Raw genomic sequence first — 13,885 nt, 5'->3', positions numbered from 1 at the left:
GTAGTTATAACTTTTTTATAACCCTGTGTTTTTGGAATTACGCAGGATTTTTGTTAGTCCTAACGAATATTAACAGATATATAAGAATATACCAGTAACAAAAATTATTATAAAGCAGGAGGATACTAAATGATTACTGCAAAGGAAATTGCAAAAATGATTGACCATTCTTTACTGAGGCCAGAACTGAATGAATCTGACGTTAGACAAGGGTGTAGACTGGCAAAGGAGTATTCAACCGCCTCGGTTTGCGTAAAGCCATGTGATGTAGAAATAGCAAAAGAGGAACTTGAAGGAAGTGATGTTCTGGTAACTACCGTAATAGGCTTTCCACATGGTTCAAGCAAGACATCTGTAAAAGTGCAGGAAGCTGTAGAAGCTATCAATGATGGGGCTGTGGAACTTGATATGGTACTTAATATTGGCAGACTTCTTTCAAAACAGTTTGACTATGTGGAAAAAGATATAAAATCAGTGGTCGATGCAGCACATCAGAGGGGTGTAATTGTAAAAGTAATTCTGGAAAATTGCTATTTAAGTGATGAACTTAAAGAAATTGCATGCAAGATTTGTGAAGATGCAGGAGCTGATTTTGTTAAAACCTCCACAGGTTTTGGTACCGGCGGGGCTACTCTGGAAGATCTTGAACTTATGCGAAGAACATGCAGTGAAAAGGTCAGGGTAAAAGCTGCAGGGGGAGTGAGAACACTAAACGATGCTTTGTCTGTCAGAAGTAAAGGTACGGTAAGATTCGGTGCTACAGCAACCAAGGTTATTCTGGATGAGGCGAAGCGCAGGGAAGAGGAAGGAACATTGCAGGAAGCAAAATAAACTAAAACCCCAAAAAGTAATAAAAATGCAGTGGCTATCCTTTTGGATAAATCCACTGCATTTTTAACATTTTCAATTAAATATAATTACTTTTTTTACACAAACTGCAACTTGAACAGTCTGTACATGAAAGGCCGGAACCGGAATTTGTTCCGGAATCATTTATTATGGTAAATCTTGTTGTATTGATGTCATATATTCGTTTTTTATCACTGTTAAATTTTACATAATGACCTTCAAAAGAAATTTCCAGAGGCACTAGGGAAACTACACCTTCTTCATAAGGATCGGGCTTAACTATTGCTTTCATTGTTTCAAATGAGCCGTCTTTTTCAAAGATAGCCACCTTGCTGCTGCTTGTGCAAAGAGTCTGTATATTTCCGTTTTCTGTAAAAATTAGTGAATTGCAGTCGGCATTTATACCAAGAGCATTTTCGTTGTAAGCTGTTAATTCTCCGATGAGAGTAGGCACTGTAATTTCATAGGCAGGCTCTACCGATTTAAGCTTTCCGTTTTCATATAATGAAAATCCTATCCTCACCGGAAGAAGGCTTTGAGCAGTTCTGAGGATAATAGTTTCACCCGGCCACAAGGTCATTGATTTAAGGTTTCCGCTTTCATAAAAGTAAAGACCTATTATTTTGGTCTTGAAGCTGCCAAAAGGAAAATGAAATTGGAATTCGTCACAAAGTTTTTCTTCATCCTCTTGGCTCCAGTATCCACTTAGCTTGCCATTCAACGGAAAAATCCTTTTCAGACTGCCGGATTCATAAAAAGTAACAAGTTCTGTAGGGAAAGTACCCAAGGTTGTTTTTATTAAGGTTGAGGTTTCTAAAGAAATACTTTTAACTCTTCCGCTTTCATAAAACGAAATAGATTGACAGTATTTTTTACGCACTTCATCTTCACCATATTTAGGAATCAAATCGCCGTATTCAGTTTTAATAACATTTTTTTCACAGAGTATACATTCTTTAATTCTTCCGCTTTCAAAACAAAAAGCACTGACAATACCCAAGAGATTTTCACGAATATTTTCTAACATATTGGCAACCTCCTATTTTATAATGGAACATTTAATGTGAACAGACATTACTTAATATGGAAACCTTGTACTTGTTATCTCCGTTTGCTTCTATTGAATAGCTTAGGTTCAATGCCGGTAGTATATTGTCAAACCAGGGGGGAACATGGGAACATATAACCTCAAGTCTGAAAAAAGTGTTAGTTTCCAGAAATGGCTTGAGAGCTTTCTTAGAAGAAATTTCAGGATGTTTGGCTTGAAGCTCTATTAGGTTTATGTAAAAAACTCCGTTTTCTTCTGTTTGAACAGGTGAAAGGGCAACCTGCTTTAAATTCGCAGCTTCAGATTTTAAGCTGCTGACTTCATTATAAATATCATCCAGAACACTGCTTGTAATATCCTTTGCTTCAAATATTGCAAACCCCATCCGGTCAAATATGTTGTAAGCAAGCCCGGACATTACTTTGCCGACTATTATCTTGCAATCCTCAAGTTCCATAATAAGACTTTTAATATTTTCCCTAAGGTCCGAAAGGGACATGTTAGTATTAATATAGTAGCGGACTTCCTTAAATAGTTGCCATTGTGTATTATTCTTATTGTATATATTTATGAATGATCCTTTTTCAAAAGGTGAAAGCTCTTCTTCATCATTTACTATCACTGCAATTCTCTTTAACATTAATTTAACCTCCTATGTTATATTTTTTATATAGAAATACAAAAACGGGGCCATCAAGCTTTTAGCTTGATACGCCCCGTTGCACTTATTATTATTATATGAGGAGGGAAAGAAATAATCAACCGTATCCTTGAATAAAAAATACGTATTTGTAAGAAATATACAAAATGATTTTTGAATTAACAGTTTTTATTGACGAATTCGTGTATTGTTAATATGGTTATAAAGTCTTATACTCTTAGTAAGCTAAACAAATTAATAAAAACGACGACGAAGTCTCATTAATTCACTATGAAGTGAATAATGGGACTTTTTTAGTAGAACAACATCAAAAAAGTCAGACGATGAGGTCTTAAAACTTAGAGTGTAAGCTCTGTTTTGAGGCCTTTTTATTTTACAGTTTGAAAATTAATGTACAACGGTACAGGAAAATGGGAGGTATTTATATGAGACAGGTAGCTATTTATGGAAAAGGCGGTATTGGAAAGTCAACTACAACACAAAACCTGACCGCGGGCTTGGGGGAAATGGGTAAAAAGATTATGATTGTAGGCTGTGACCCAAAAGCTGATTCAACCAGACTGATACTGGGAGGCCTCGCACAACAGACAGTTCTGGATACACTCCGGGAAGAGGGCGAGGATATTGATCTTGATTTGGTCATGAAGAAAGGATTCTCCGAAATCAATTGTGTTGAATCGGGAGGCCCGGAGCCGGGAGTCGGTTGTGCAGGACGAGGAATAATTACTTCAATAGGTTTACTGGAAAGACTTGGAGCATATGAAGATGATCTTGATTACGTTTTCTATGATGTTCTTGGAGATGTTGTTTGCGGAGGGTTTGCAATGCCGATTCGTGAGGGAAAGGCACAGGAAATTTATATAGTTGCCAGCGGGGAAATGATGGCACTGTATGCGGCAAATAATATATCAAAAGGAATTCAGAAGTATGCCAAGACAGGCGGTGTAAGACTTGGCGGTATTATATGCAACAGCCGTAAGGTTGATGGGGAGGCCGATTTGGTTGAAGCTTTCGCAAAGGAGCTTGGCTCTCAAATGATACATTTTGTTCCCAGAGACAACATGGTTCAAAGGGCTGAAATCCATAAAAAGACAGTAATTGATTTTGATGCGGAATGTAATCAGGCAGATGAATACAGGTTTCTTGCCAAAAAGATAGACGAGAACAAAATGTTTGTAATTCCTAAGCCGTTAAAACAGGAAAGACTTGAGGAACTGTTGATGGAACACGGAATTATGGATATTTAATATTAATCACTCAGCTTCTTTATTGACATGCCTGATGAGTTTAAATATTTTTAATCAGACTTCACCATTGAAAGTTTAAACCCATTATTTCTCAAATTTGAAATGTTAGTGATTGAAATTAAACCTACTAATAAGGAAAGGCGGATGAAATTATGATATTGGTAAGAGCAATTATCAGACCAGAAAGAACAGGTATAGTGCTTTCAGAACTGCTGGCAGCAGGCTTTCCCGCAGTAACCAAAATGGATGTATACGGAAGAGGAAAGCAAAAGGGAATTGTCATAGGTGATATCCAGTATGATGAGATTCCAAAAGAAATGTTATTAATTGTTGTAAATGATGAAGACAAGGATGATGTTATAAAAATAATTATGAGGAATGCACGTACGGGAGAAAAAGGAAACTTTGGTGATGGAAGAATATTTATCAGTGAAGTTCTGGATGCATATACCATTAGTACTGCAAAACAAGGCTTATAGGAGGTGTTGCTTATGAAAGAGGTTATGGCTTTTATCCGTACCAACAAAGTTAACAAAACCAAGGAAGCTCTTGCCAATGCCGGGTTCCCGGCCTTCTCCTGCAGGCCTTGTCTTGGGAGAGGTAAAAAAAGCCTTGATGCAACCGTTTTAAACTATATCATGGAAGCCGGAGAATTGCCCGTATCCAAAGTAGGTGAAGCATTTACGGAGACAGCAAGGCTTATTCCCAAAAGATTTTTTTCATTGGTTGTAGATGACGAACAGGTGGATTTGGCAGTTAAGACTATTATAAACGTGAACCAGACCGGGAATCCCGGAGACGGCAAAATATTCGTAATACCTATTCAGGAAACTTATAAGGTTAGAACAGGCGAAAACCTACTTTAAATGACAGGTGGTGAGACAAATGAATGTAAGAAATATTGTTTTGGATAAATATAGTGCAAAAGTCTACAAAAATAGAAAAGAACACATAATGGAGCTAACCCAGGAAACTAAAGATCAGCCCATTGCGGCAAACAGCCGTACTGTTCCCGGAATCATAACAAACAGGGGATGCTGTTATGCTGGTTGTAAAGGTGTTGTTCTCGGGCCTTTAAAGGATGTTCTGGTATTAACACACGGGCCTATAGGATGCGGTTTCTATTCCTGGGGAACCAGAAGAAACAAAGCAAAAACTGAGGACGGAAGAAACTTTATTGAATATTGCTTTTCAACTGACCTTCAGGAGCCTGATATAGTTTTTGGCGGCGAAAAAAAGCTGAGACAGGCGATAAAAGAAGCGGTAGAAATTTTTCAGCCAAAATGTATCATGATATGCTCTACCTGCCCCGTAGGACTTATAGGTGACGACATACATGCAGTTGCGACAGAAACTGAACAATTGTACGGAATTAGCTGTATGGCATTCAGTTGTGAGGGATACAAGGGTGTCAGCCAGAGTGGTGGTCATCATATTGCCAATAACACTCTTATGAAAAAAATTATAGGCACAAATGATACTCCTCCTAAAAATAAATACTCCGTAAACCTACTGGGAGAATATAATATCGGCGGAGACGGCTGGGAAGTTGAAAGAATCATGAAGCGTATCGGTTACGATGTAATATCGGTATTTACCGGAGATGGCAGCTTTGAAGCAATAAAAAATTCTCATATGGCAAACCTCAATCTGGTGCAATGTCACCGTTCAATAAACTACATTGCTGAAATGATGAAAACAAAATATGGTGTGGACTGGATTAAGGTAAACTTCATTGGAATAAAATCAACTATACAATCCTTAAGAGATATGGCAGCTTACTTTGGTGACAAGGAACTCGCAGAGCGGACCGAAGAGGTAATAGACGACGAACTTGCAAACATTGCAGAAGAGAAGGAATACTACTATTCAAAGCTTAAAGGTAAAACAGCTGCTCTCTATGTAGGTGGGTCAAGATCACATCATTATCAGCTGTTACTTTCAGACTTCGGTGTTTCCACAGTTCTTGCAGGTTACGAATTTGCACACAGAGATGACTACGAAGGCAGAGAAGTAATTCCTACTATAAAAGAAGATGCCGACAGCAAAAATATAGAACACCTCAATGTAGAAAAAGACGACAAAAAATATCATGCATACCTTACTGATGAGCAATATGAAATGCTAAAATCAAAAATTCCTCTGGAAGACTATACAGGTATGATAAGACATATGGAAAACGGCAGTATTGTTGTTGATGATTTGAATCAGTTTGAGACTGACGAGTTCCTGAAACTGTTGAAACCTGACATATTTTTCTCTGGAATAAAGGATAAATACTCACTCCAAAAGGCAGGAGTTCTGGCAAGACAGTTGCATTCCTATGATTACAGCGGCCCGTATGCCGGGTTCAGAGGCTCCGTTAACTTTGCAAGAGATATAACAATGGGATTGTATACCCCGGCCTGGGGATTTGTTACACCACCTTGGAAAAACAGATCAACTCTCAGAGCTTCATTAGCAGGAGGTGAAGAATAATGCTTACAATGACTCCGAAAGAAATATCAGAACGCAGCAGCTTAAGAATAAATCCGTGTAAAACCTGTCAGCCGGTTGGCGCAATGTATGCAGCACTTGGAGTACATAACTGTATGCCCCACAGTCACGGCTCACAGGGATGTGCCTCCTACCACAGAACATTTTTGTCAAGGCATTTCAAGGAACCTGCAATGTCTTCTACAAGTTCATTTACAGAAGGTGCTTCGGTATTTGGCGGCGGAAGCAATCTCAGAACAGGTGTAAAGAATGTATTTGATATATACAGCCCTGACATTATTGCAGTACATACCACCTGTCTGAGTGAAACAATAGGAGATGACCTGACTGCATTCATTCAGGATATTGATATACCAGAAGGGAAATATGTTGTTCATACAAACACACCAAGCTATGTAGGTTCGCACATAAACGGATTTTATAATATGATGTCCGGATTTATCAATTACATGGCCGAATCAACAGGTCAATCAAACAGCAAAACTGCGATTTTTCCCGGGTTTGTAAATCCCGGTGATATCAGGGAACTAAAAAGAATACTAAAGCTTATGAAAGTACCTTTTACAATGTTCCCTGACCAGAGTGGAGTAATGGATGCACCAATGACGGGAAACTACTCAATGTATCCTAAAGGCGGAACAACAATACCTGAAATAATCGGGCTCGGTGACTGCGTGAAGGTACTTGCTCTGGGTGAACTTACAAGTGAGGAGCCCGCAAATGTACTGGAAAGAAAGTGCAAGGTTCCATACTCTCTGATGCAGCTGCCAATAGGGATTGAGGCTACAGACAAATTCGTTATGGAGCTTTCGCAGATAACAAATGAGGAGATTCCTTACGAGCTTGAAGAGGAACGTGGACAATTAGTAGACATAATTTTAGACTCGCATTTCTATTTTCATGATAAAACAGTTGCAATATTCGGTGATCCCGACACAGTACTTGGTCTTACCCGTCTGGTGCTGGAGATGGGAATGATTCCTAAATATGTTCTGACAGGAACCCCTGGTGAAGCTTTTGTAAAGCTGGCTAACAAGCTTTTCGACCACTATGGTGTAAGTGATTGCACTGCAAAGGCTTCAGGGGACTTGTTTGAACTCCATCAATGGATAAAGAATGAAAAGGTTGATCTGCTTCTTGGAACATCTTATGGTAAACAAATAGCAAAGGCTGAAGACATACCCTTTGTACGTGCCGGTTTTCCGGTGCTTGACAGATATGTACATTCATATGCACCAATACTAGGCTACAAAGGAGCAATAAGACTGGTGGAAATGATTGCAGGAGCCTTGATGGACAGACAGGACAGAGATGCAATGGATGAGGAATTTGAAATAGTTATGTAAATCAGGAGAACCTTAACCTTTGGAGAAGGGGGCAAAATTATGACAGAGTCACTTATATTGGAAGAAAGAAAAGACTTTATAAAATTCGGATTTGAAAAATCCGGGAAGACAGCTATCAAATGTGAAAGCAACAGCGTATCGGGAGCCGTAAGCCAGAGGGCATGTGTATACTGCGGTGCAAGAGTTGTGCTGAACCCAATTACAGACGCATTTCATATTGTCCACGGTCCCATAGGATGTGCCAGTTATACCTGGGATATCCGGGGAAGCCTGACTAGTGGAAGCGACCTTTACAGAAACAGCTTTTCAACAGACCTGACGGAACAGGATATTGTTTTCGGAGGAGAAAAAAAACTCAGTGCTGCCATTGATGAAGTTGTTCAAAAGCATAATCCAAAAGTGATTTTTGTCTATGCCACATGTATTGTGGGTGTAATAGGTGATGACGTGGAAGCCGTATGCAGACATGCAGAAAAGCAACACGGAACAAGGGTTATCCCCGTAAAGTCCCCCGGATTCTCAGGTAACAAATCCTATGGTTACAAAATGGCGTGTAATGCCATACTGGAACTTTTGAGGCCTCACAGCAATATTCCTAAAATTCATGGAGTCAATATCCTTGGAGATTTCAACCTTGCCGGTGAAATGTGGATAATAAAAAAGTACCTTAATGAAATAGGTATTCCCGTAGTATCAACAATTACCGGGGATGCCGGCTACGACAATCTTATAAAGGCACCTTCGGCAAGGCTGAATCTTGTACAGTGTGCAGGTTCAATGACTTATTTGGCAAAAAAGATGGAAGCTGAAATGAATATTCCCTTTATAAAGGTAAGCTTTTTCGGAGTAGAAGACACCTCGCAATCATTAATCAGAATAGCAGAAGCAATAGGCGCAGAAGAAAATATAAACAAAGCAAGAATCTTTACACAATCTGAAACAGACAGACTAAGACCCTTATTGGAAAAATATAAAAGCCGGCTTGAAGGCAAAAAAGCAGCAATTTATGTGGGCGGGGGCTTTAAAGCAATTTCCCTTATAAGACAGTTTAACCAAATGGGAATTGAAACAGTTGTCGTTGGAACACAAACAGGAAAACCTGAGGAATATGAGATTATTACAAATCTGGTTGGTGAAAATGCAGTAATTCTGGACGATGCAAACCCTGCCGAGCTTGAAGCCTTTATGAAGGAGAAGGATGCAGATATTCTGGTGGGTGGTGTTAAGGAAAGGCCCCTTGCTTATAAACTTGGAATTGCTTTTTGCGACCATAACCATGAGAGAAAACACGCACTTGCCGGATATGAGGGAGTAGTTAATTTTACAAAAGAAATAAATCTGTCAATGAATAGTCCTGTATGGGAGTACATTAAGCAGGAAACTTAAATTTTGATAATGGAAGGGGTGAATAAGTATGAGCAAAAACCTGGTAAACTTAACTGTAAATCCATGTAAAATGTGTATGCCAATGGGAAGTGTAAGCGCTTTCTACGGAATAAAGAAATGTATGACAATTCTTCACGGCTCCCAAGGCTGCAGCACATATATAAGAAGGCATATGGCAACACACTACAATGAACCGGTAGATATAGCTTCTTCATCACTTACGGAGGAAGGAACTGTTTTTGGCGGCGAGGGCAATCTTATTAAGGGTATTGAAAACATGATATCACTGTACAAACCTGAAATAATAGGAGTAGCAACAACCTGTCTTGCAGAAACCATCGGGGAAGATATCAATAGAATAATAAATGAATTTTATAAAAAACATCCTGAAGCAAATGTCAGAATAATCCCCGTATCCTCGGCAGGTTATTCGGGAACACAATACGAAGGGTTTTTCAAAGCACTCAGGGCTATTGTTGAAAATGTAGAAATGGACGTGAAAAAAAATAACAAGGTAAACATAATAACAGGTCTTATATCTCCGGCAGACACCCGCTATTTAAAAAAATTACTTGATTCCATGAAAATAGATTACATATTACTTCCTGACATATCTGATAATCTTGACGGAGAGTATTCAAAGGTATATAACAGACTGCCGGAAGGGGGAACCTCTATTGAGGAAATTTCACTTATGGCCGGCGCAAAGCTGACCATAGAGCTTTCTACATTTATTAAAGGAGAAGACTCTCCTGCACAATATTTATATGAAGCTTATGGTGTACCATATGTGAGGTGCAGTCTCCCGGTTGGACTGCGGGATACGGATATTTTTCTCCGCCAGCTTGTAAAGGCAGAAGGCACTATGAGTGCTGAAATTAAAAAAGAACGGGGAAGATATCTGGATTCCATAATTGATTCACATAAATACAATAGTGAGGGTAGGGCAGTGATTTTCGGAGAGCCGGATTTTGTATACTCCACAGTAAGATTGTGTACTGAAAACGGAATTATGCCTGTAGTAGTTGCCACCGGAGCAAAATGCAGCTCCCTTAGCAATCTTTTAATAGAAGAAATACAAAAAGCATCTGATTACGCATTTGTGGAAAAATTTAAAATAATTGATGACTGTGATTTTGATACAATTGAAAAATATGCTTTAGAGCTTGGTGCCAACGTAATGATAGGAAGCTCAGACGGAAGAAGAATTGAAGAAAAATACAAACTTCCTCTTGTGAGATGTGCTTTTCCAATCCATGACAATATCGGAGGACAAAGGGTAAGAATACTGGGTTATGAAGGCTCAATCACCCTACTTGACAGAATTACAAATACTCTACTAACGCAAAAAGAACACAGCTTCCGCAGCTCTCTATACAACAAATATTACAAAGCAAACCTTGAACCAAAGTTAAAAATAGGTGAGGCTGTCTTAGCTGCCGAAACAACTTCAGAGGACATGAAAACTGTAAATACAAAAAAATCAGTCACTCATCCATGCTTTAACGGCTGTGGCAGCGGCTATGCCAGAATACATCTTCCCGTAGCTCCAAAATGCAATATACAATGCAACTACTGTGTCAGAAAATATGACTGTCCAAATGAAAGCAGACCCGGAGTTACAACTGAAATACTATCACCTGAACAAGCTCTGGAAAAATATAAAATCGTAAAACAAAAGATGCCAAACCTTACCGTAGTTGGGATTGCAGGGCCGGGAGATTCTCTGGCGGATTTTGAGAATACCAGAAAAACACTAGCACTCATTAGAGAATTTGACCCACAAGTAACCTTTTGCCTGTCTACAAACGGACTGATGCTGCCAGTATATGCAGAAGAACTTGTGGGGCTAGGAGTATCTCATGTAACCGTTACAATGAATGCCGTAAATGCAACAATAGGAGCAAAAATATATAAACACATTGATTATATGGGTAACAGGTATTTTGGAGAGGTTGGAGCAGCTATTCTAATGGCGAACCAGATGGCGGGACTTAAAAAGCTTTCCTCACTGGGAGTTGTATGCAAGGTGAATGTTGTTATGCTCAAAGGAATTAACGAGTACCATGTCCGGCAGGTGGTTAAAAAAGCAAAAGAACTTGGGTGCGATATATCCAACATAATGCAATTGATACCTGTAGCCGGGAGTGCATTTGAAAATATGCCCCTTACAAGTAACAAGGAGATTATGGAGATGCGGAAAATCTGCGGAGAGATAATGCCCCAGATGTATCATTGCCATCAGTGCAGAGCCGATGCAGTGGGTACTCTGGACAATGACCAGTCAATTGAATTCAGGGGATGTACGTCAGAAAAGAAGCAAAAAAGTATGCTATTTGCAGTTTCTTCAAAGAGCGGAGTACTTGTAGACCAGCATTTTGGTCATGCAACGGATTTTTATATATATGAATATGAAAATAAGTGCATACGGTTCAGGGAAAAGAGGAGTGTTTCAAAATATTGCGATGGTTCCGAAAGCTGTGATGGAATGGGTAGTGGAAATAAAGAAGGAAAAATGGATGCAATTCTTGAGGTTGTCAAGGATTGTAACGGAGTAGTGGCAATGAGAATTGGAGAAGCGCCTAAACAGAAACTCAAGGAACAATCAATTGAGATATTTACAACCTATGACAGAATTGAAGATGCCGTAAAAAAGGCGGCTGAACAACTATGTGTCCAGTAGGCTTGTAGAAAGAGAGGTTTTTATGGTAAATCCGAAATATCATGTTTTTGTATGTGCAAGCTGTAGAATTAACGGAACCCAGAAGGGCTTTTGCCACACAAAGGGAAGTGTTGCACTGATACAAAGATTTATGGAAGAAATAGACGACAAGGATTTGACTGGCGAGGTTATGGTAACAAATACAGGTTGTTTTGGAATATGCGATAAGGGGCCTGTTGTGGTAATCTACCCGGAAGGTACCTGGTACGGAAATGTTACTGAGGACGATGTTGAAACAATAGTAGAACAGCACCTTGTTGGGGGAGAGAAGGTTAAAGAGTTGGTGATATAAGCGGTAGTAAAGTTAAAATCAGGGGGGAGCAAAATATGATAAAAATAACGGATATAACATTATGTACGTTTAATTATAAAGCTGCCCCGGAGCATAAGATTTCTCAGCTTTACAGTCTGCTTCTGCAAACTGGGAGCAGCTATATTGAAATTGATATTCCTTTATTTGAATTAATGGAAAAAGCAGTAGACAAAGCAAAAACGGTTCTCAGAATACACTATCCTACGCAAATAAATACATTTCCCGGGTTTGCAGGCTACGTATGCCGTTTCGGAAGTTTTGAAACACCCCTGAACTTAATATCGGAAATTCAGGTTAATGATATCAGGGAATTAAATCAAATAACAAAATACACAAAAAATAAAAATGTTAGAATTATTGGGCTTGATGACCTTTTGTTACATGATTATGTTAATACATTCGCTAAAATTAAAGAAATATTCAGCGGCAGGTTGGAATTTTGCCCCCAGAACAGGTATTATTGTGCAACGGCACTTGCAGCTGAATGGGCTTTAAATGAAGGAAAAAACATTGCGGTAAGCTTTTGTGGAGCCGGCGGCTTTGCGGCACTTGAAGAATTAATAATGATACTGCGTATTGCAAAACGTCACAAGCCCAATATGGATTTATCGGTTTTCCGTAAAATAAAAGAACTTTACGAGGAATTAACCGGGTATCAGATTCCCGGAAACAAGGCTGTTATAGGAGATCATATATTTGATGTTGAATCTGGAATACATGTGGACGGCATACTTAAAAAAAGCTCAAATTATGAGCCTTTTGAACCAACAGTTGTAGGCATGTCAAGAAACATAGTAATAGGCAAGCACTCAGGAAAATCCTCTGTGGAAATGAAATTGAAAGAATACGGAGTAATTCCTAAGAATGAAAAAATATCCTTATTGTTAACTCGAATAAGGGAGGAAAGCATACGTCTCGGCAGAGGCCTTAACGACAGTGAATTTATTTCTATTGCAAGAAAGTTTTCATAAACTAATTGGAGTTGATGTATATGAAGGAAAAGAAATATATAATCGACACAACTCTCCGTGACGGGGAACAGACTCCCGGGTACGCATTCTGCAAAGCTCAGAAGGTAGAGCTGGCAAAGTTGATGGATGATGCGGGAATTTATCAGATAGAAGCAGGCATACCTGCAATGGGTAATTATGAAAAAGAAACAATATTAGAAATCATGAGTCAAAGAAAAAAGGCCTTGATTTCCACATGGAACAGAATGAGCAGGGACGATATAAATAATTCCTTTGACTGCCGTCCGGATATTATTCATATAACTGCCCCTATCTCATATATACACATATATTCGAAACTGAACAAAAATAAAACATGGCTTAAAAAGACGCTACAGGAATGTGTTTTTATGGCCAAAGACAAAGGCTATGAAGTAACAGTAGGGTTTGAAGACGCTTCTCGGGCAGACATTACATTCATAATAAGCATGGCAAACCTGCTATCTGATATGGGAGTAAAAAGTGTAAGATTCGCCGATACGGTAGGGGTTCTAACTCCATCAAGAACATATCAGTGTATACGCGAAATAAAAGAAAATGTTGATATTCCTGTGGGAATACATGCTCATAATGATTTGGGAATGGCCTTGGCAAATTCTCTGACTGCAGCTAAAGCCGGCGCTTTATACATAGATACCACAATTGCAGGTATCGGAGAGAGAGCAGGAAACTGTGACTTAAACCAATTTGTAGCAGCCGCCGGGCGTATTTTTGATATAAAGCCCTGTCATTCAGATGTTCCAGATATAAATAAAAAGGCACAAAAATTGCTGTTTTCAAGGTTACAAAACTCGGAGGTGATTTGAT

General features: G+C 39.0%; 13 protein-coding genes. 11 read left to right on the top strand and 2 right to left on the bottom strand.

Features of this window, described 5'->3' with window-relative positions; translation table 11 throughout:
- The first annotated feature begins 132 nt into the window (after positions 1 to 132).
- Positions 133 to 831, top strand: coding sequence for a deoxyribose-phosphate aldolase (gene deoC, locus CLO1100_RS12590; protein WP_202946042.1), 699 nt, complete (start codon positions 133 to 135; stop codon positions 829 to 831).
- Positions 832 to 907: 76 nt separating this feature from the next.
- On the opposite strand, the gene CLO1100_RS12585 is transcribed toward deoC, so the two are convergent.
- Both CLO1100_RS12585 and anfO read right to left on the bottom strand, forming a co-directional pair.
- The gene (locus CLO1100_RS12585) at positions 908 to 1,876 is read right to left on the bottom strand and encodes a hypothetical protein (RefSeq protein WP_014314133.1); all 969 of its coding nucleotides are present in this window, start codon (positions 1,874 to 1,876) and stop codon (positions 908 to 910) included.
- Between the two features lie 31 nt (positions 1,877 to 1,907).
- Positions 1,908 to 2,537: a Fe-only nitrogenase accessory protein AnfO gene (anfO, locus tag CLO1100_RS12580; RefSeq protein WP_014314132.1), complete on the bottom strand. Its 630-nt coding sequence runs from the start codon at positions 2,535 to 2,537 to the stop codon at positions 1,908 to 1,910.
- A gap of 446 nt (positions 2,538 to 2,983) precedes the next feature.
- On the opposite strand from anfO, the gene nifH reads away from it, so the two are divergent.
- The 10 genes from nifH to CLO1100_RS12530 all read left to right on the top strand — a co-directional run bounded on the left by nifH (position 2,984) and on the right by CLO1100_RS12530 (position 13,884).
- Complete coding sequence (gene nifH / locus CLO1100_RS12575; RefSeq protein ID WP_014314131.1) at positions 2,984 to 3,805, top strand: nitrogenase iron protein; 822 nt, start codon at positions 2,984 to 2,986, stop codon at positions 3,803 to 3,805.
- A gap of 152 nt (positions 3,806 to 3,957) precedes the next feature.
- Positions 3,958 to 4,284 (top strand): P-II family nitrogen regulator, encoded by a 327-nt coding sequence (locus CLO1100_RS12570; RefSeq protein WP_014314130.1) that lies wholly within the window; start codon positions 3,958 to 3,960, stop codon positions 4,282 to 4,284.
- Between the two features lie 12 nt (positions 4,285 to 4,296).
- Positions 4,297 to 4,671: a P-II family nitrogen regulator gene (locus tag CLO1100_RS12565; protein WP_014314129.1), complete on the top strand. Its 375-nt coding sequence runs from the start codon at positions 4,297 to 4,299 to the stop codon at positions 4,669 to 4,671.
- 19 nt (positions 4,672 to 4,690) lie between these two features.
- Positions 4,691 to 6,283 carry a nitrogenase component I subunit alpha gene (locus CLO1100_RS12560; RefSeq protein ID WP_014314128.1) on the top strand — a complete coding sequence of 531 codons (1,593 nt, stop codon included), beginning with the start codon at positions 4,691 to 4,693 and terminating at the stop codon, positions 6,281 to 6,283.
- The gene (locus CLO1100_RS12555; protein ID WP_014314127.1) at positions 6,283 to 7,647 is read left to right on the top strand and encodes a nitrogenase component 1; all 1,365 of its coding nucleotides are present in this window, start codon (positions 6,283 to 6,285) and stop codon (positions 7,645 to 7,647) included. Before CLO1100_RS12560 ends, CLO1100_RS12555 begins: the two co-directional genes overlap by 1 nt.
- 39 nt (positions 7,648 to 7,686) lie before the next feature.
- Complete coding sequence (gene nifE, locus CLO1100_RS12550; protein ID WP_014314126.1) at positions 7,687 to 9,033, top strand: nitrogenase iron-molybdenum cofactor biosynthesis protein NifE; 1,347 nt, start codon at positions 7,687 to 7,689, stop codon at positions 9,031 to 9,033.
- A 28-nt stretch (positions 9,034 to 9,061) separates the two neighbouring features.
- On the top strand, positions 9,062 to 11,716 hold the full coding sequence (locus tag CLO1100_RS12545) for a nitrogenase component 1 (protein WP_014314125.1): 2,655 nt from the start codon (positions 9,062 to 9,064) through the stop codon (positions 11,714 to 11,716).
- 22 nt (positions 11,717 to 11,738) lie between these two features.
- Positions 11,739 to 12,047, top strand: a complete 309-nt coding sequence (locus tag CLO1100_RS12540) for a 2Fe-2S ferredoxin (RefSeq protein ID WP_041700243.1) — start codon at positions 11,739 to 11,741, stop codon at positions 12,045 to 12,047.
- A 35-nt stretch (positions 12,048 to 12,082) separates the two neighbouring features.
- Positions 12,083 to 13,039 (top strand): isopropylmalate synthase, encoded by a 957-nt coding sequence (locus CLO1100_RS12535; RefSeq protein ID WP_014314123.1) that lies wholly within the window; start codon positions 12,083 to 12,085, stop codon positions 13,037 to 13,039.
- 20 nt (positions 13,040 to 13,059) lie between these two features.
- Positions 13,060 to 13,884 carry a homocitrate synthase gene (locus CLO1100_RS12530; RefSeq protein ID WP_014314122.1) on the top strand — a complete coding sequence of 275 codons (825 nt, stop codon included), beginning with the start codon at positions 13,060 to 13,062 and terminating at the stop codon, positions 13,882 to 13,884.
- Position 13,885: the final 1 nt, after the last annotated feature.

It is taken from the genome of Clostridium sp. BNL1100, from assembly GCF_000244875.1.
Classification (GTDB): Bacteria; Bacillota; Clostridia; order Acetivibrionales; family DSM-1351; genus Ruminiclostridium.
The sequence above is the reverse complement of the archived record's forward strand: the minus strand, read 5'-3'. Positions and strand labels throughout refer to the sequence as shown.